The 19,901-nt window shown below is 35.5% G+C and carries 14 protein-coding genes; 2 read left to right on the top strand and 12 right to left on the bottom strand.

Annotated features, from left to right (window positions below):
- Positions 1-11: 11 nt before the first annotated feature.
- Positions 12-653, bottom strand: a complete 642-nt coding sequence (locus JOOMADRAFT_RS05395) for a 4'-phosphopantetheinyl transferase superfamily protein (protein WP_008611843.1) — start codon at positions 651-653, stop codon at positions 12-14.
- A 195-nt stretch (positions 654-848) separates the two neighbouring features.
- Between JOOMADRAFT_RS05395 and ahcY the strand changes: the two genes are divergently transcribed.
- Positions 849-2,165 (top strand): adenosylhomocysteinase, encoded by a 1,317-nt coding sequence (gene ahcY / locus JOOMADRAFT_RS05390; protein ID WP_008611840.1) that lies wholly within the window; start codon positions 849-851, stop codon positions 2,163-2,165.
- A gap of 265 nt (positions 2,166-2,430) precedes the next feature.
- Here ahcY and JOOMADRAFT_RS05385 read toward each other — a convergent pair whose 3' ends face one another.
- The 8 genes from JOOMADRAFT_RS05385 to JOOMADRAFT_RS05350 all read right to left on the bottom strand — a co-directional run bounded on the left by JOOMADRAFT_RS05385 (position 2,431) and on the right by JOOMADRAFT_RS05350 (position 13,940).
- A complete protein-coding gene (locus JOOMADRAFT_RS05385) occupies positions 2,431-4,251 on the bottom strand; it encodes a cytochrome c oxidase subunit I (protein WP_008611839.1) in 1,821 nt (606 codons plus the stop codon).
- Between the two features lie 42 nt (positions 4,252-4,293).
- Positions 4,294-5,358 carry a cytochrome c oxidase subunit II gene (locus tag JOOMADRAFT_RS05380; RefSeq protein ID WP_008611838.1) on the bottom strand — a complete coding sequence of 355 codons (1,065 nt, stop codon included), beginning with the start codon at positions 5,356-5,358 and terminating at the stop codon, positions 4,294-4,296.
- Between the two features lie 32 nt (positions 5,359-5,390).
- Positions 5,391-6,764, bottom strand: a complete 1,374-nt coding sequence (locus tag JOOMADRAFT_RS05375) for a quinol:cytochrome C oxidoreductase (RefSeq protein ID WP_040879551.1) — start codon at positions 6,762-6,764, stop codon at positions 5,391-5,393.
- Between the two features lie 34 nt (positions 6,765-6,798).
- Positions 6,799-7,389 carry a c-type cytochrome gene (locus JOOMADRAFT_RS05370; RefSeq protein ID WP_008611835.1) on the bottom strand — a complete coding sequence of 197 codons (591 nt, stop codon included), beginning with the start codon at positions 7,387-7,389 and terminating at the stop codon, positions 6,799-6,801.
- A 9-nt stretch (positions 7,390-7,398) separates the two neighbouring features.
- Positions 7,399-7,923 (bottom strand): DUF3341 domain-containing protein, encoded by a 525-nt coding sequence (locus JOOMADRAFT_RS05365; RefSeq protein WP_008611832.1) that lies wholly within the window; start codon positions 7,921-7,923, stop codon positions 7,399-7,401.
- Positions 7,924-7,927: 4 nt separating this feature from the next.
- On the bottom strand, positions 7,928-9,412 hold the full coding sequence (gene nrfD, locus JOOMADRAFT_RS05360) for an NrfD/PsrC family molybdoenzyme membrane anchor subunit (RefSeq protein WP_008611831.1): 1,485 nt from the start codon (positions 9,410-9,412) through the stop codon (positions 7,928-7,930).
- Positions 9,413-9,447: 35 nt separating this feature from the next.
- Positions 9,448-12,567: a TAT-variant-translocated molybdopterin oxidoreductase gene (locus JOOMADRAFT_RS05355; RefSeq protein ID WP_008611830.1), complete on the bottom strand. Its 3,120-nt coding sequence runs from the start codon at positions 12,565-12,567 to the stop codon at positions 9,448-9,450.
- An 86-nt stretch (positions 12,568-12,653) separates the two neighbouring features.
- The gene (locus JOOMADRAFT_RS05350; RefSeq protein ID WP_040879936.1) at positions 12,654-13,940 is read right to left on the bottom strand and encodes a c-type cytochrome; all 1,287 of its coding nucleotides are present in this window, start codon (positions 13,938-13,940) and stop codon (positions 12,654-12,656) included.
- Between the two features lie 212 nt (positions 13,941-14,152).
- Between JOOMADRAFT_RS05350 and JOOMADRAFT_RS05345 the strand changes: the two genes are divergently transcribed.
- Positions 14,153-14,557, top strand: a complete 405-nt coding sequence (locus JOOMADRAFT_RS05345; protein WP_008611828.1) for an SPOR domain-containing protein — start codon at positions 14,153-14,155, stop codon at positions 14,555-14,557.
- Positions 14,558-14,626: 69 nt separating this feature from the next.
- Here the strand turns inward: JOOMADRAFT_RS05345 and infB are convergent, their stop codons facing one another.
- From infB to rimP, 3 genes are all read right to left on the bottom strand, one after another.
- Positions 14,627-17,572, bottom strand: coding sequence for a translation initiation factor IF-2 (gene infB, locus JOOMADRAFT_RS05340; RefSeq protein ID WP_008611827.1), 2,946 nt, complete (start codon positions 17,570-17,572; stop codon positions 14,627-14,629).
- A 149-nt stretch (positions 17,573-17,721) separates the two neighbouring features.
- Positions 17,722-18,954, bottom strand: coding sequence for a transcription termination factor NusA (gene nusA / locus JOOMADRAFT_RS05335; protein ID WP_008611826.1), 1,233 nt, complete (start codon positions 18,952-18,954; stop codon positions 17,722-17,724).
- 13 nt (positions 18,955-18,967) lie between these two features.
- Entirely contained in the window at positions 18,968-19,429 is a 462-nt protein-coding gene (gene rimP / locus JOOMADRAFT_RS05330) for a ribosome assembly cofactor RimP (protein WP_008611825.1), read from the bottom strand.
- Between the last annotated feature and the right edge of the window lie 472 nt (positions 19,430-19,901).

The following is a 19,901-nucleotide window of genomic DNA, read 5'->3' as shown; positions in this document are numbered from 1 at the left end:
AACTTTCAACTTTACAAACTCCCCAAACTTCCAACCTCCAAAGCATACGCGCAAGTAAAACCATCAAACTCTAAAAATTCTACTTTATACTTTTGTATAATTCCGTGGTAAAAAATCCAACCAATAGTATTCCCTTCGTCTAAATCAAAAGAAATAACCTTCGTATGTTGTTTAAAGCTCATTCCTTCCGTAGCAAAAACTTTATATAAACTCTCTTTAACACACCAAACAACGGTTAGTTTTCTTACATCTTCATCTGTAAGGAAATTGTATTCATAATTTACAAACTTATTTGCAATCACACTTATTTTATTACGTTGCTTTTCTATATCAATTCCTATATTGGTATTGCTACTCACTATAATCCCAGAAAAAGTAAAAGAATGTGTTATTGAAATATAATTTCCATCTTTTAAATGCGGTTTTCCATGAGCATCATAATACAAATCTGAAGTAACATAGCCAGCCGCTTTCAGTAAGTGTCGGACACTTAAAAATCCGCGTTGATGAATTTCAGATTTCATATGACTCAAACGGTCTTTGCAATTTGCAGTGAGCTCAATTCCTTGACGCAAATCATCATAAGATTCTTCTATCTTCCAAATCAGCACTTTAGTATTAGAAGCGGGCGTTATAGTTTTGTAAAGAGGCATGAATAATAAAAGTTATTTATGTAACTTTGCACTGATTTTTTTCAGAAAAAATTACTATTACAAAGCAACTATTGTTGCTTAACAGACGTAAAAATAAGAAATGAGTTTAAACAAACTTAATTATTCGGGAATCATCCTTCATAATAACAGATTTTAACTCGTTAAGGAAACAAAAATTTAAATCGAAAAAGTAATATGAGTACCAAAACAGTTCCTTATGTGGCCTACAAAGTAAAAGATATTTCTTTGGCAGAATGGGGAAGAAAAGAAATAGAATTAGCTGAAGCAGAAATGCCAGGCTTAATGTCGCTTAGAGAAGAATACAAAAACGAGCAACCATTAAAAGGTGCGCGTATTGCAGGATGTTTACATATGACGGTTCAAACAGCTGTTTTAATTGAGACTTTACTTGCATTAGGTGCAGAAGTTACTTGGAGTTCTTGTAATATATACTCTACGCAAGATGAAGCTGCTGCTGCAATTGCTGCTGCTGGAACAGCTGTGTATGCTTGGAAAGGAATGACAGAAGAGGAATTTGACTGGTGTATCGAGCAAACACTTTTCTTTGGAGAAGATAGAAAACCATTAAATATGATTTTGGATGATGGTGGCGATCTTACAAATATGGTTTTAGACAAATATCCAGCGCTTGCTAAAGATGTAAAAGGACTTTCAGAAGAAACTACTACTGGAGTTCACCGTTTATATGAGCGTGTAAAAAATGGAACGCTACCAATGCCTGCTATCAACGTAAACGATTCTGTTACCAAGTCTAAATTTGATAACAAATACGGATGTAGAGAAAGTGCGGTTGATGCTATTAGAAGAGCAACAGACGTTATGCTAGCTGGTAAACGCGTTATTGTTTGTGGTTATGGAGATGTAGGAAAAGGTACAGCGGCTTCGTTTAGAGGTGCAGGTTCTATTGTTACAGTTACAGAAATCGATCCAATTTGTGCACTTCAAGCTGCTATGGACGGTTACGAGGTTAAAAAACTAGAAACTGTTGTTGAAAAAGCAGATATCATTATTACTACTACTGGAAATAAAGACATTGTTACAAGCAAGCATTTCGAGAAAATGAAAGACAAAACAATTGTTTGTAATATTGGACATTTTGATAACGAAATTGACGTTGCTTGGTTAAACAAAAATCATGGTGCAAACAAAGTAAATATCAAACCACAAGTAGATAAATATACTATTAATGGTAAAGATGTAATTCTTTTAGCGCAAGGGAGATTGGTAAATTTAGGTTGTGCAACTGGACACCCTAGCTTTGTAATGAGTAACTCTTTTACCAACCAAACTTTAGCACAAATTGAGCTTTGGAATTATACTGATAAGTACGACAATGACGTTTACATGCTTCCTAAGCACTTAGACGAAAAAGTAGCAAAACTACACTTAGAAAAGATTGGAGTTGAGCTTACAGAGCTTAATGAAGAGCAAGCTAAATATATTGGGGTAACTGTTGAAGGGCCATTTAAACCAGAATATTACAGATACTAAAAAAACTATTTCAGCTTAAAACAAGCAAGCTGCTATCCAAATTGGGTAGCAGTTTTTTTATGTCTATTGCTTATTGGGCAATTACCGCACCAATGTGCGGTACCAGGCTTTCCACTCATAGTTTTGTAGTGCCAAAAGCAAAAGCACTACAAAAGCTATCCGTTGCAATCCTTATTGCATAAAAAAATAGCATCAAACAAAAACTTCACTCCAAAAAAAAAAACCTTCAATTGTGAAGGTCTTTTTTTGATATATAAGTTATATTCTAGTGTTGTAATTCTTCTTCTCCTTCTTGTAAAGGAACAGTTTGAGGAACAAAATCCTGTCCTGGAATTACGTACTCCCCATTCTCATCAGTCTTACTATAATCGTAAGGCCATCTGTGAACTTCTGGAATTTCTCCTGGCCAGTTTCCGTGAGTTGCCTCTACAGGTGTAGTCCATTCCAAAGTAGTAGATTTCCATGGGTTTTGAGTTGCTCTTTCTCCGTAGAAAATACTGTAAACAAAGTTCCAAGCAAAGATTAACTGTGCTAATCCTGCGATTAAAGCAAAAACTGTCATTACCACCTGAATGTTTGTTAAATCGTCAAACATTGGGAAGTTAGTATTTGTATAATAACGTCTAGGTACCCCTGCCATTCCTACAAAGTGCATTGGGAAGAAAACTCCATACGCACAAATTGCAGTAATCCAGAAATGGATATACCCTAAATTTTTATTCAACATTCTTCCAAACATTTTAGGATACCAATGGTAAATCCCAGCAAACATTCCGTAAAGAGCAGAAATACCCATTACTAAGTGGAAGTGAGCAATTACAAAATATGTATCGTGAACGTTAATATCTAATGCACTATCTCCTAAAATAATCCCTGTTAAACCTCCAGTAATAAATGTAGAAACAAAACCAATAGAGAATAACATGGCTGGATTCATTTGTATATTACCTTTCCAAATAGTTGTAATCCAGTTAAAGGCTTTTACAGCAGATGGAATTGCAATTAATAAGGTAGTAAATGTAAATACAGAACCTAAAAATGGATTCATCCCTGAGATAAACATGTGGTGACCCCATACAATAGTAGATAAAAATGCAATTGCTAAGATAGAAGCTATCATTGCACGGTATCCAAAAATTGGTTTACGAGAGTTTGCAGCCATAATTTCAGACACAAGTCCCATTGCAGGTAAAATTACAATATATACCTCTGGGTGACCTAAGAACCAGAAAAGGTGCTCAAATAATACAGGTGAACCTCCTTGGTAATGTAAAACCTCCCCTTGAATAAATATATCTGATAAGAAGAAAGAAGTTCCAAAACTTCTATCCATAATTAATAACAATGCAGCAGACAGAAGAACTGGGAAAGAAACAATCCCGATAATTGCAGTAACAAAGAAAGCCCAAATTGTAAGTGGCAATCTTGTCATAGACATTCCTTTTGTTCTTAAATTAATTACTGTAACAACATAGTTTAACGATCCTAATAAAGAAGACGCAACAAATATTGCCATAGAAACTAACCAAAGTGTCATTCCCATTCCAGAACCACCTTGTGCTTGTGGCAATGCGCTTAATGGAGGATAAATTGTCCATCCAGCAGCAGCAGGTCCAGCTTCAAGGAATAAAGAAGAGATCATAATAATACTAGAAAGGAAGAACAACCAGTAAGAAACCATGTTCATAAATCCTGACGCCATATCTCGAGCTCCAATTTGTAATGGAATAAGTAAGTTACTAAAGGTACCACTCAATCCTTGTGTAAGTACAAAGAAAACCATGATAGTACCGTGGATGGTAACCAATGCTAAATATATATTAGGGTCCATAACTCCATCTGGAGCCCATTTTCCTAATAAAACTTCAAATATTTTAAAAGATTCTCCTGGCCATGCAATTTGCATTCTAAAAAGTAACGACATAGCAATACCGATAACACCCATTATTAAACCAGTAATTAGGTATTGCTTGGAGATCATTTTATGATCTTGACTGAATATATACTTTGTTATAAACGTCTCCTTATGATGATGTCCATGATCATGTGCGTGATCTTCTGAGTGCGTCTGTGCTGTTGCTGACATAATCTTATTTCCTTTATTTTTATAAACTTAATTAATAGCTTTTTACTCTGCCTTTGCGATTGTTTGCTTAAAAGTATCCTGACCTTCTAACCAAGCATCAAAATCTTCTTGAGATTCTACTACAATCTTCATTTGCATATTGTAGTGAGAAGATCCACATATTTTGTTACACAATAATACGTAGTCAAATTCCCAAGCATCAGCATTATCATCACCGTTAGCTCTTCTTTCAGCTCTGATTTTATTAATTTTTTGAACTTTTTGAACCATATCTGGATCCATTCTCATTTCTTCTGTTGTTACTGTTGGAGTAAAAGAGAATTGAGTAATCATTCCTGGAACACAGTTCATTTGCGCTCTAAAATGAGGCATGTATGCAGAGTGTAAAACATCTTGAGAACGCATCTTAAAGATAATTTTTCTCCCTACTGGTAAATGTAATTCTGACTGAGAAACAATATCATCTTGTCCGTAAGAATCTGCTTCATCAATACCAATAACATTGTTTTTGTTAATATCAATTAAACGAACATTTGCTTGACCTAGAACATTGTCTTCTCCAGCGTAACGTGCTTTCCAGTTAAACTGCTGTGCATAAAGCTCAATAATGATAGGATCTCCTTCTTCTTGATCGATGTCCATAAGACTAGTCCAAGTAAAAAGTCCGTAGATAATTAAACCTGCTAAAGTAATAACTGGTATAATTGTCCAGATAAACTCTAGTTTATCATTATCAGCATAAAATAATGCTTTCTTACCTTTTTGTCCTTTGTATTTATAAGCAAACCAATGCAATAATGCTTGAGTTACAATTTGTACAAAGAAAATTAATGCCATCGAAATGTTCATCAAGCTATCGTATTCTGGTCCGTGCTCAGAAGCTGGTGTTCCTAAAAGAACATCGCCCCATGCCCAGAATGAATAGATGGTAATAAGGTAGATGAAGATTAGAAATCCAAACATCAAATACCCATTTAGCTTGTTGTCTTTATCATTAGCAACCTGAGAATTATCTGTATTGACTTGCGACAATTCAAAGATTTTAGTCATTTGCCAGATGGCAATGGCAACAAGTAGAAGAACAATTATAGTTAATAAAGCAGTCATCGTATATATCCTGTTTACTTTTTAAAATTTAATTAATAGTGAAAGTGTTTACTTTCCTCAACGAATGGGTTTCTTTTTGCTAAGAACGATGGGGTTTTAGCCAATGCTCCAAAGACAACAAAAATAAACAATCCTAAGAAGAAAAGTATGCTTCCGATTTCTGGTATTCCAAAGCTCCATAATTCACCTACCGTAGATGGCATTACAATTTGGAAGATATCCATATAGTGTCCCACTAGAATACTAACTCCAGCTATCATAACAAACCAATTTACACGCTTGAAATCGCTATTCATAAGTACTAAGAATGGGAATACAAAGTTGAACAATAACATTCCGAAAAATATAAAATTATAATGTTCAATTCTAGTTATAAAGTATCCTACCTCTTCTGGAATATTAGCATACCAGATTAGCATAAACTGTCCAAACCATAGGTAGGTCCAGAAAATACTTAATCCAAACATAAACTTAGCCAAATCGTGTAAGTGACTATCGTTTACAAACTCTAAAACACCTTTAGATTTTAAGTACATTGTAATCATTGCAATAACAGATATTGCAGAAACAAACATACTTGCAAATACATACCATGCAAATAATGTACTGTACCAATGTGGCTCTAATCCCATAAACCAATCCCATGCCATGATAGACTCAGTTACGAAGAAAAATAATAAGAAAAAGACAGATAACTTAAAGTTCTTTCTGTAGTATGTATTATCCTTAGCTTCATCTTGAGCATAAGAATTCTTAATTACAAAGTGTCTGTAAAGCACCCATCCTGCTAAGAAAATAAAAGATCTTATTAAGAAGAATGGTACGTTTAGGTATCCAGATTTTAATTGAAGGATTTCATCATGCGCCATTACATTAGGATCCATCCATATATAAAGGTGATTCATGTGGAAACCAGCAGTTAAAACATAAAACACATAAAGGATTACTGCTCCTGGGAACAAGTAAGAACTTATTCCTTCCATTACTCTAAAAAGTACTGGAGACCAACCTACTTGTGCTACATGCTGAATTGCATAGAAAACTAAAGCTCCCAAAGCAATCATGAAAAAGAAAAATCCTGCTATTAAGAAAGCTGCCCAAGGGCGATTTTGTAATTTACTTAAAGTGTGAGCATCATGAGAAGCATGTTCTGCTGCTTCGTCTCCATGAGAAGCGCTAGCTTCATGGTGAGCATCTTCACTTGCTTCTGAATGATGAGTAGTTGTAGCTTCATGCGACTCTTCTCCATGTGAAGCAGCTCCTCCATGGTGTGCATCTGCTGCCACCATAGCTTTTGCCTCTTCTACTGTAGAAGGAGAACTAATAAAACCGTATCCTATCCCAAGAATACCAACTATCATTAGTATGATAGATGCCATCTTTAATTTATTTGAAAACGTATACATATCTTGATATCTTCTTTTTGATAGTTGATTTTAATTATTTATTCTCTAAGTCGTGTTTAAGCGTCATTACATATTCTGTAACTTGCCAACGCTCTTCTTCATTCAGTTGATTTGCATAAGACCCCATAGCATTTAATCCGTAACGAATTACATGGTAAACACTACCTTCTGTTATAGCTCTTCCTGCGTCGTCATAACTAGGAACCCCTAGTATCTTTTCTCGATCAACCAAAATACCTTTTCCATTTCCTTTAGTTCCATGACAAACGGCACAGTAGATATCAAAAAGGTCTTCCCCTTTCTTTAAATAATCTTCTGTAACTGTAGAATCAGCATTTCTATAGGCATCAAAAGGTAATGGATTTTGAAGATTTGCTTTTGCCAAATTATATCCATCTAAAGTATTTGGATACTCATAAGGCATATGCCCTCTAGCTATAGTCCCTTCTACAGGCAACTGCCCTTCTTTACCATTTCTAAATGCACTTGTTTCTTGGTAGGTTTCGTATCCTACAGATTCGTACATGTTAGGCATGTATTGGTAATTCCTTGATGATGTGTTTTGACATGATGCTACTAAGGTAACAACACCTAAAACAATCGCTATTTTTACAAAAACTCTCATTTCGAATTATTAATGCTTTTCTGAAACTTTAACTTCTACTGCTCCTGTATCTACCAAGAGTCTTGTTAACTCGTCTTCATTATCATTCAAAGACACTTCCATTAAAAAATGGTCGTCTGTGGTTCTAACGTCTGGGTTTTCTGCTTTTTTAAATGGCCACAGTCTACTTCTCATATAAAAAGTAATAACCATTAAATGCGCTGCAAAAAATACAGTTAACTCAAACATAATTGGAACGAAAGCTGGCATGTTTTCAATAAAACTAAAACTTGGTTTTCCACCAATGTTTTGAGGCCAGTCTTCAATCATAATAAAATTCATCATCGTAATAGCTACTGTTAAACCAACACAACCATACATAAATGCAGTAATTGCAAGTCTAGTTGGAGCTAATCCCATAGCCTTATCTAGTCCGTGAACTGGAAATGGCGTATATATTTCTTCAATATGATGATGCGCTTCTTTAACACGTTTTACGGCTAACATCAAAACGTCGTCATCATTATATATTGCTTGTATAACTTTCGAAGCCATAGTCTTATGAATTATTTTTTGTGTCTTGATCTAAATTTTCTTTAGTAGTTCCAACTATATCAGAAGTTCTACTATCGGCTCCAGTACCTACTAAGCTATTTCCATCTTCACGCAAACGTTTGTAACGTTCTCCAGAAGATTTCAAAATAGTTTTCACCTCTGCTTGCGCAATAACTGGGAATGTTCTTGCATATAATAAGAATAATACAAAGAAGAATCCGATGGTTCCTAAAAATATACCTACGTCTACAAAAGTAGGAGAGAACATTGTCCAAGATGATGGTAAGTGACCTTTACTTAAGTTGATAACAATAATATCAAAACGCTCAAACCACATTCCTATATTAATAACTATCGAAACAATGAAAGACCACATATAATTTCTTCTTAACTTTTTAATCCACAATGTTTGAGGCACTATAAAGTTACAGATAATAAGCGCCCAGAATGCCCACCAATAAGGCCCTGTTGCTGCACCTATAGAAAGATACGTATAATCTTCATAATTACTACCAGAATACCAAGCAATAAAGAACTCAGTAATATAGGCAACACTTACAATTCCTCCTGTAAGCAAAATAACCTTATTCATGTACTCAATATGTCCTCTAGTAATATATGCTTCTAGGTTAGATACTTTACGCATTATAATAAGTAAAGTTAATACCATTGCAAATCCAGAGAAAATTGCTCCTGCAACAAAGTATGGAGGATAAATAGTACTGTGCCATCCTGGTATTACCGACGTAGCAAAGTCAAAAGATACAATGGTGTGAACCGAAAGTACTAATGGTGTAGCTAAACCTGCTAACACTAAAGATACTTCTTCAAAACGCTGCCAATCTTTTGCTCTTCCGCTCCATCCAAAACTTAAAAGGCTATATATTTTTTTCTGAAAAGGCTTAACTGCTCTATCTCGAAGCATTGCAAAATCTGGAAGTAAACCAGTCCACCAGAACACTAATGATACTGATAAATACGTAGAAATTGCAAATACATCCCAAAGTAATGGTGAGTTAAAGTTAACCCATAAGGATCCAAATTGATTAGGAATAGGAAGTACCCAATATGCTAACCATGGTCTCCCCATGTGGATAATTGGAAACAAACCTGCTTGAACAACCGAGAAGATTGTCATTGCCTCTGCAGATCTGTTAACGGCCATTCTCCACTTTTGACGGAATAATAATAATACTGCCGAAATAAGTGTTCCTGCGTGACCGATACCTACCCACCATACAAAGTTGGTAATATCCCAGGCCCATCCTACGGTTTTATTTAATCCCCATACACCAATACCAGTTGATACAGTATAGATAATACAGCCTAATCCCCAAAGGAAGGCAACTAAAGCTATTGAAAAGACAATCCACCATTGTTTATTCGCTCTTCCTTCAACAGGAGCAGCAACGTCTACAGTAACATCATGGTAAGATTTTTCTCCCGTTACTAAAGGTTCACGTATAGGTGCTTCGTAATGCGACGCCATAATACTTTATATAATTATTCTTGTTAATTCTTTTTTTATGCTTCTTCTGTATTTCTCACTTTTGTGTGATAGAATACATTAGGTCTAGTTCCTTTAAATCCAAGTAAGTGATACATACGTTTATCTTCTTTCAATTCAACGATTTCACTTTCTTTATCATTAACATCTCCAAACTTAATTGCTCCACTGCTACAAGCTGCCGAACAAGCGGTTTTAAATTCACCATCTTTAATCGGTCTTCCGTCTCTCTTAGCATCAAGAATTGTTTTTTGTGTCATTTGAATACACATAGAACATTTCTCCATTACCCCTCGAGATCTTACAGTAACATCTGGATTTAATACCATTCTACCAAGATCGTCATTCATATAGAAATCAAACTCATCGTTTTGACTATATAAGAACCAGTTGAAACGACGCACTTTGTATGGACAGTTATTTGCGCAATAACGAGTACCTACACAACGGTTGTATATCATTTGGTTTTGACCTTGTTTTCCATGAGACGTTGCCGCAACAGGACAAACAGTTTCACAAGGAGCGTGGTTACAATGCTGACACATTACTGGTTGGAAAGCCACCTGAGGATTCTCAGAAGGATGTTCTAACTGATGGTATGTGCTGATTGAATTTGGAGCAGCTTCAACTACATCCATATCTCCTTCAAAACTTTCTTCAGAAGAATAATATCTATCAATACGCAACCAGTGCATATCTCTATATTTTCTTACTTCGCTTTTACCTACAACAGGAACGTTGTTTTCTGCATGACATGCTATTACACATGCTCCACAACCAGTACAAGCATTTAAATCTATAGACAAGTTAAAATGATGCCCAATACTAGAATCAAACTCTGCCCAAATATCTGCTTCGTCAGCTGATACTTCTTGGTGATTTACAGAAACCTCTGGTTGAGGATTCCAATCGTGAGAATCTTTAGTATTGAAAATCTCTAAAGAGGTTTCTCTTAAGATATCTCCTCTTCCGTCCATAGTACTTTTCATTTGCACAGATGCAAATTCATGCGTACCAGAAACTTTCTCTAACTTAACTTCTTGTGTATTATTAAAACCTAAGTAAAGCGGATATGCATTTACTCCAGTTTTCATCTCTTCTTTAACTCCTAATGTTTTACCATAACCAAAAGAAAGACCTACAGTTCCTTTAGCTTGTCCTGGCTGAATTAAAGCAGGAACTTTATCAAGAGTAACACCACCAACAGTAACTTTTACATAGTCTCCATTTAGCGCTCCATTAGAAACTGTATAGTTTTCAAGATCTAAAGCCTCAGCATCTGCCATAGAAATAGTAAGGTAGTTATCCCAAGTATTTCTAGTAATTGGATCTGGCAATTCTTGCAACCAAGGATTGTTTGCTTGACGACCATCTCCCATTCCTGTTTTAGGATAGAGTGTTATCTCCATTCCATTAGCAGCAGCTCCAGCTAATTTATTTACTGAAGAAGAGACAGAAGCTACAGTTGCTTCAGCATTTACTGGCTCAGTATCTTCATTTGAAGCTGCAAATGGAACCGCATCTTCATCTGTTTCAACAGTTACATTTCCATTTCCAACAAATACACCATCGTGTAATGCAGTATTCCATGAAGAACCTCCAAGAACAGTAGATTCCCATGTTTGTTTTATATAATCATGATAGCTAACATCATTTCCAGCCCATTTCAATAAAGACTCTTGAAATTGTCTTGTATTAAATATAGGACGAATTGTTGGTTGCATTAGGCTATAATGACCTTTTTTCATCTCTACATCTCCCCAAGATTCTAAATAATGAGGTTCGGCAGCAATATATCCTGCCTTTGTAGAGGTTTCATCTTCTTTTAAAGAGAATGCTACGGAAAGATCTACGCTCGCCAATCCAGCTTCAAATTCTGAAGCATTTGGCAACGTATAAAGCGGATTAACACCGCTCATAATCAAAGCACCAACTTTACCAGCTTTCATATCTTCTACTAAAGCGGCTACTTGTTTTGCATTTCCTTGACGCGTCATTCTTGGCGCATCTGCATCCATTACTACACTTCCGATTGATTTGTTAATAGACAAAACAACTTTTTGTGCATCTATATCGTTAATTCCAGTTACAACAACTGCATTTTTACCTGCTCTAGCAACTTGCGCAGCCGCATTCTTAACAGCTTCTTCTATTTTAGCTGGAAGTTCTCCTCCAACAGATTTTCCGTTTAAGAAACCATAGAATTTAGCTAAAGCTACTTTTTGCTGTGTTGGCGTTAAAGGAACTCTTTTATCTGCGTTCGCTCCAGTCAAACTCATATTTGATTCAAACTGGATATGTCTAGACATTTTACCATGAGAAGGAATACGTCCTTTTGCGTAGTCAGAATCAAATCCACCACCTTGCCAATCTCCTAAGAAATCAGCTCCAAAAGAAACAATTACTTCAGCTTTAGAAAAATCGTAATCTGCTAAAGCACGCACCCCATAAGAAGCTTCAAAAGCATTCAAGGCTGCATCTTCAGAAATGGCATCGTACTGAATATGTTTTACGTTTCCATACTTCTGAGAAAATTCAGCAATAATATTTTTTACTGAAGGACTTGCAAAAGTTTGCGTTAACAATACAATCTGCTTTCCACTAGCTTTCGCTGCGTTAAGTCCGCTTGCTACATTTGTATCAAGATCATCCCAAGAAATATACTCACCTTTAGCCTTAGGACCTTGTACACGCATGCTATCGTATAATCCTAAAACAGACGCATGAACTCTAGCATTAGCTCCTCCATTTATCTTAGCGTCGGTATTGCTTTCAATCTTAATTGGTCTACCTTCACGAGTTTTAATCAATATGCTAGCAAAATCATACCCATCTGCAATAGTAGTTGCATAGTAGTTTGCAACTCCTGGAACAATGTTCTCTGGCTGCACTACGTAAGGTATAGATTTAGTAACTGGACCCTCACAGGCTGCTAAAGAAGCAGCAGCTGTAGTAAATCCAACATATTTAAGAAAATCACGTCTACTGGTAGACGAAGAACCCAATGAATCCTTATCTCCTAAAAATTCATCGTTAGGGATTTCCTCAACAAACTCATTCTGTTTAAGCGTCTCAGCGATAGAGCTATTTGGATTTAGCTCCTCAACACTTGACCAGTATTTTTTGTTTGATGCCATGTTATATATAACTATTTTAAATCAACCTGCCTAAACAGGCTTATCTTAGATTTTTGTTTTTGAATTCCTTTTAAGAAATCACTTAATTAATAGTGACATTTAGCACACTCGGTTCCTCCTAGCTGTGCCGCTGTCAATTCTTCTACACCGTATTTTTTAGAAAGCTCATCGTGTATTTTTGTATAATACTCATTCCCTTCCATTTTAACATTAGTCTTACGGTGACAGTTAATACACCACCCCATTGTAAGTGGCGCATCTTGATGTACAATTTCCATTTCCTGAATTGGACCATGACATTCTTGACATGCAATTCTACCCACTGTTACGTGTTGTGAATGGTTAAAGTACGCAAAGTCTGGTAAATTATGAATACGAACCCATTTAACTGGCTTAGTTTCTCCTGTATACTCTTGGTTAGCAACATCCCAACCTACAGCATCGTATAATTTAGCAATCTCTTTATCGTAAAATTCTTTAGAATGTTCCGCAGTTCCAGTTTCATCTGCAACTTCTGGAATACTTTTATGACAGTTCATACAAACATTCAAAGAAGGAATACCAGATGTTTTTGATGTTCTAGCTGAAGAGTGACAGTACTTACAGTCGATCTCATTATCTCCAGCATGGATTCTATGCGAAAAGTGAATTGGCTGAATTGGCTGGTACCCTTGATCAACTCCAACTTGCATCATGTAACCATAAGCAAAATACCCTGAAGCTAATAACAAGAAAACCACAGAAACCAATACTAAAAATTGATTCTTAACAAAAGCTTTCCATAACGGAAGTCTTTTTTCTGGCACAGCATACTCAACACCGTTTGCTTCTGCAATTCTTCTAAGTGTTTTATTCACTAAGAAAAGCATTACCACAAGCACGCCAAATATTAAAATAAGCGCACCTAATATAATTTCGTTTCCTACACCATTAGAAGACGCATTACCTCCGTCCGCAGCAACAGCCCCAGCAGCTGGCGCAGCTTTCTCTTCTTTAGGCTGCATAGTGTATGCAATGATATTATCTATATCTGCCTCGCTTAATTGAGGAAAAGCTGTCATTACAGACGGCTGATACTCATCCCAAAGCTTAACTGCCTCTTCATCTCCAGACTTAATTAAAGCTTGGCTATTTTTTACCCAAGCATGCAACCACTCTTTGTCATGCTTATCTCCAACACCTCTCAAAGCAGGACCTGTCATCTTTCTATCAAGATGGTGACATGCCGCACAATAAGTGTTAAATAAAGATTTCCCAGCCGCAGGGTCTCCCCCTCCGTCCTGAGCATAAAGAGAACTCGTAAATGCTAGCAGAATCGCTAATCCGATACCTAAAATTCGTGAAATTGAATTAGGGTGTATCACCTTTTTCATATTAGAATATGTATTTTCTATCATAAATTGGCACGATTTTTACACTGTAAAAGTCATAAACCGTTTTTTTAATCCGAGCACAAAAATACGATATAGTCTCGATTTTAGAAATGTTAGAGAAGCGTTAATACATAATTTATACCAATTCTAAATAAAAAAAATTAAACTTAAAAAGAATAATAGATTTACATTTGCATAAAATAGCATTCATTATGAGATTATTAGAACATAAAAAACAAGTAGCGGCACTCGTTTTTGCCCTTATTTTTAGCGGAATAAGTCACGCACAAACAAATGTTAAAACTTCAAAAACTGATGGAAAAGTAACTATTGAGCAAGACGCTCAAATAGAAAAACTGGTTTCTTACAAAACAAAACTGAATAAAACTGATGATGAAAAACGTTTTAGAATTCAGATTTACAACGGAACTTTAGAGGGTGCACAAAAAGCAAAGCGAAATTTTAGCAATGAATTTAAAGATATTACTTCTGATATTGCATTTGAAACTCCAAATTATAAAGTAAGAGTAGGTAAATTTAGAACACGTTTAGAAGCCGACAGATATCTTATTCAAGTTAAAAATGAATATCCTAGTGCATTTTTATTACAACCATAATAAAAATTAACTTTTAGACATAAAAAAAGCGACTCTTGGAGTCGCTTTTTTTATTGAATATATAGAATGTTATTTCAACTTCTTCTTAACCTCAACTTCTCTAAAACTCTCTACAACATCTCCAACTTGGATATCATTATAGTTTTTGATTTGAAGTCCACAATCGTAGCCTTTAGAAACTTCTTTAACATCGTCTTTAAAGCGTTTTAATGAAGTCAATTCTCCAGTATACACTACAACTCCGTCACGTATTAATCTAATACCAGAATTTCTATAAACCTTACCATCTGTTACCATACAACCTGCAATAGTTCCAACCTTAGAAATTTTGAACGTTTCACGGATTTCTGCAGTACCAGTAATTTCCTCTTTAAGCTCTGGAGACAACATACCTTCCATAGCATCTTTAAGGTCATTAATAGCATCATAGATAATTGAGTAGGTACGGATATCGATTTCTTCTTTATCAGCAACCGAACGGGCATTACCCATTGGCCTAACATTAAACCCGATGATAATTGCATCAGAAGCCGAAGCTAACAACACATCAGACTCTGTAATTGGACCTACAGCTTTATGTATAATGTTTATATGTATTTCTTCTGTAGATAATTTCTGGAAAGAATCGGTTAGTGCCTCAACAGAACCATCCACATCTCCTTTAAGGATAATGTTAAGCTCTTTAAAGTCTCCTAAAGCAATACGTCTTCCAATTTCATCTAAAGTAATATGACGTTGAGTTCTTACAGATTGCTCACGTTGTAACTGCGTACGTTTAGTAGCAATTTGTTTTGCCTCACGTTCATCTTCATAAACATTAAACTTATCACCAGCTTGCGGCGCTCCATCTAAACCTAATATTGAAATTGGAGTTGAAGGACCAGCTACCTTGATATCGTTTCCACGTTCATCTTGCATTGCCTTAACCTTACCACTATGCGTTCCCGCTAGTACATAATCTCCAATTTTTAATGTTCCTGCCTGAACTAATACGGTAGATACATAACCACGACCTTTATCTAGGTATGCTTCCACTACGGTACCGTTAGCTATCTTATTAGGATTTGCTTTAAGCTCTAATATTTCAGCCTCTAGCAATACTTTTTCTAATAATTCTGGAACACCTTGTCCTGTTTTAGCAGAAATGTCTTGAGACTGTATCTTACCTCCCCAATCTTCTACAAGAAGATTCATTTGAGCTAAACTCTCTTTTATCTTATCTGGATTTGCCGTTGGCTTATCCACTTTATTAATTGCAAATACAATAGGAACTCCAGCTGCTTGCGCATGACTAATAGCTTCTTTTGTTTGTGGCATCACATTGTCATCGGCAGCAATTACAATAATTGCTAAATCGGTTACTTGAGCCCCTCTCGCACGCATCGCCGTAAAGGCTTCGTGACCAGGAGTATCTAAGAACGCTATTTTCTGACCGTCTTTTAATGTAACTCCATACGCTCCAATATGCTGTGTAATACCTCCACTCTCTCCAGCAATAACATTTTCTTCACGGATATAATCCAGCAAAGACGTTTTACCGTGGTCAACGTGACCCATTACCGTAACAATTGGTGCTCTATGTATTAAATCTTCAGGAGCATCTAGAACCACTTCAACATCTTCTTCGATGTCTGTTGTAATAAATTCAACTTCATATCCAAATTCATCAGCAATAATAGATAGCGTCTCCGCATCCAAACGCTGATTCATTGTTACCATCATACCAAGCGACATACATGCTGATATAATTTGAGTAACTGGAACATCCATTAAAGTTGCAACTTCACTTACAGTAACAAATTCTGTTACTTTAAGCACTTTGCTTTCTGCTTCCTGCTGTGCTAATTCTTTCTCAGATTTTTGTCTGTGGAAATCTCTTTTCTCACGACGGTATTTAGCACCTTTTGATTTATTAGATTTCCCTTGAAGTTTTTCAAGAGTTTCTCTTACTTGTTTTTGTACTTCTTCTTCTGTAGGCTCTACCTTTTCAACAGGAGCAGTATTTCTTCTTCCTTTGCCACGAGCATTATTTCTATCTTTAGAAAATCTATTACCCCCTGCATTATTTCCTCCACCTGTATTTGGTCTAGGCCCTTTATTGTTATTATCCTTACTAATTCTACGACGACGTTTCTTTTTATCGTCTGCAGCTTTAGCTCCTTTTTTATCAGCAGCTTTAGGATCTTCTTTTTTCTTTTTAGGTTTATTAAACTGAGAAAGATCTATTTTTTCCCCAGTAAAATTTGGACCAGAAAGTTTTGTGTACTTGGTTTTAACCTGTTCAGAATCCACCTCTTCCCCATCTACAATAACCTTTTTAGTCTCCTTAGGAACCACAGGTTCTTTTTGAACTGGTTTTGGTTCTGGCTTAGATTCTTGCTTTGGTTTTTGCTGAGGAACTTCTTGCTTAGGTTTAGCAGGCTCTGTTTCCTTTTTAGGTTCAGGCTTGCTTTCTGTTGGTTTAACCTCAACAGGCTTTTCAACCTCCGCTTTAGGCTCTTCTACTTTTTTATCAAGCTCTTTATTTTCTTCAACTTTAGATTCCGCTGGTTTACTAACTTCCTCCTTCGGTTTCTCTGGTTGTTTTTCAGGCTGAGGCGTTTCTACTTTCTCGGCTTGAACTTCTTCCTTCGGTTTCTCTGGAGCAGCTTGTTCTTTCTTTCCATCAAGATCGATTTTACCAACAGTTTTTGGACCTGCTAAATTCGCCTTTGCTTTCACAACTTCATGTTCTTCTTGCTTCTGACGTTTTAGCTCATTCTCTTTTTCCAATTCCTGCCTAATCGCTTCTTTCTCTTTACGCTTTTCTTCTCCAACCTCTTTAGAGGCAACTTTCTTGCTTCTATCTGTTTGAAATTCGTCTAAGAGCACGTTATATACTTCATTGGTAATTTTTGCGGTAGGGCGTGCCTCCACTTCATGACCTTTGGACGATAGATATTCTACCGCTCGGTCCAATGAAATATTTAACTCTCTTAAAACTTTATTTAGCCTCAATTTTGCGCTTTCAGCCATACAATATTTGTTATCCTAAATTTTATTTACTCACTCGGTGAGCTTAATGCTTACAATGTTGCTACAAAAGTGGCTACACCAAAAACATCCTTATTATTATCTTCAATATACCTTTATACAAAAATACAAAGGCTACTTATACTATAAAATTAGTCTTCAAATTCCTCCTTAAGAACTCTAACAACCTCTAAAATTGTTTCTTCTTCAAGGTCTGTTCTTCTAATTAAATCAGCCACATCCTGATCTAACACACTTTTTGCAGTATCAAGACCAATTTTTCTAAACTCGTCAATTATCCATGCTTCTATTTCGTCTGAGAATTCTGTTAACTCAACATCTTCCTCTACTCCTTCACGAAGCACATCAATTTCATAACCGGTTAATTGTCCGGCTAAACGAATATTAAAACCACCTTTTCCGATTGCTTTAGAAACCTCTTCTGGTTTTAAAAGCACTTCGGCATGCATAGTTTCATCATTCAAAGTTACTAAACTTACTTTAGCTGGGCTCAATGCTCTGCTAATAAACAACTGTGGATTGTTTGTAAAGTTAATAACATCTATATTTTCATTTCCTAATTCACGAACAATTCCATGAATTCTAGAACCTTTCATTCCAACACAAGCTCCAACTGGATCTATTCTATCATCATAAGAATCTACCGCAACTTTTGCTTTCTCTCCAGGAATTCTAACTACTTTTTTAACAGTAATTAAGCCATCAAAAACCTCTGGAATTTCTTGTTCAAATAATTTCTCAAGGAATTCAGGAGCCGTTCTAGACATTACAATCATAGGTTTGTTTCCTTTCAACTCAACACCTTCTATGATTCCTCTAACATTCTCACCTTTTCTGAAAAAGTCTGAAGGGATTTGTTTATCCTTCGGAAGGATAATCTCATTTCCTTCATCATCTAACAAAATAACAGCTTTATGACGAATATGATGCACTTCCGCAGTATAAATATCTCCTATAAGATCTTTAAATTGCTTATAAATGGTTGTATTATCGTGCTCGTGTATTTTAGAAATTAAGTTTTGTCTTAAAGCAAGAATAGATCTTCTTCCCAAATCGATAAGCTTCACTTCTTCTGACACATCCTCTCCAACCTCAAAATCTGGTTCGATTTTTCTAGCCTCTGTTAATGAAATCTCTTGGTTATCGTCTTCTATTTCATCATCTGCAACCACAATTCGGTTTCTCCAAATCTCTAAATCTCCTTTATCTGGATTGATAATAATATCAAAATTATCATCAGATCCAAATTTTTTCTTTAGCGCATTTCTAAATACATCTTCTAAAATGGCCATTAACGTCACACGATCTATGAGTTTATCGTCTTTAAACTCAGAAAATGATTCGATCAATGCAATATTCTCCATGTCAATTCCTTAATTAAAATGTTATCATCACTTTAGCTTCCACAATATCCGCAAAAGGGATCTCTTTCTCGTACTTTACTGTTACTTTACCTTTCCCAACTGGTTTAGGCTCTCGGGCTTTCCAACTTAACTGAATGCCACTTTCTGTAATAGCAGTAAGTTCTCCTTCAAATTTATCTTCAGCAGTTTTTACTTGAAATTTTCTACCTATATTCTTATTGTACTGCCTGTTGTTTATTATAGGCTCTGTAGCTCCTGGGGAAGTAACCTCTAAAGAAAAATCGAGTTCTTCTCTATCCAAATTATGTTCTACTTGCCTACTTACTGCAATACAATCTTTCAAAGTAACTCCGTTATCTCCATCAACAATTATTTTGATTTTATTATCGGGAGTTAATGAGAAATCAACCAAAAAAAACGATTTATTCTCTTCAAAAAATTCGTTTAAAAGCGCTGTTACTTTTTCCTTCAACATCTAATATTTGTATAAAAAGAGGGGACTTTATGTCCCCTCTGAAATAGATTATTCACTTTCAACGGTGCAAATATACAATTTTTTTTAAACCTAAAAACACCTAAACCCAACTTTATACTGCATATCTTTCTAAAAATGAATTTATTCCTCCCTTCTTCAACCTCAATACCAAAAGCAAATCTAGATTTATAACTCCTTTTTAATAAAAAATTATTGTTGCCCGATAGAAGTTAACGGAATTTATTAAATTCCACTTATATCAAGGTTTAAATGAGGTTTTTAAAATAAGACCCCTTGCTATTAGTAAAAATAAACGAAAAGAGGGTTTTTGGTAATGTTATTTCTTTAAACTACCTATTTTATGATAGTTAAAATTCAGTCTTTGCTCTTTTTTCTTATAGCCAAGCGGCCTTGTATTATCCCTCGGACATTAATGATAAAAAAAGCATTTTAAACAAACTTAATTCCAACT

It is taken from the genome of Galbibacter orientalis DSM 19592, assembly GCF_000260115.1.
GTDB classification, from domain to species: domain Bacteria; phylum Bacteroidota; class Bacteroidia; order Flavobacteriales; family Flavobacteriaceae; genus Galbibacter; species Galbibacter orientalis.
This window is presented reverse-complemented; position numbering and strand designations above follow the sequence as displayed.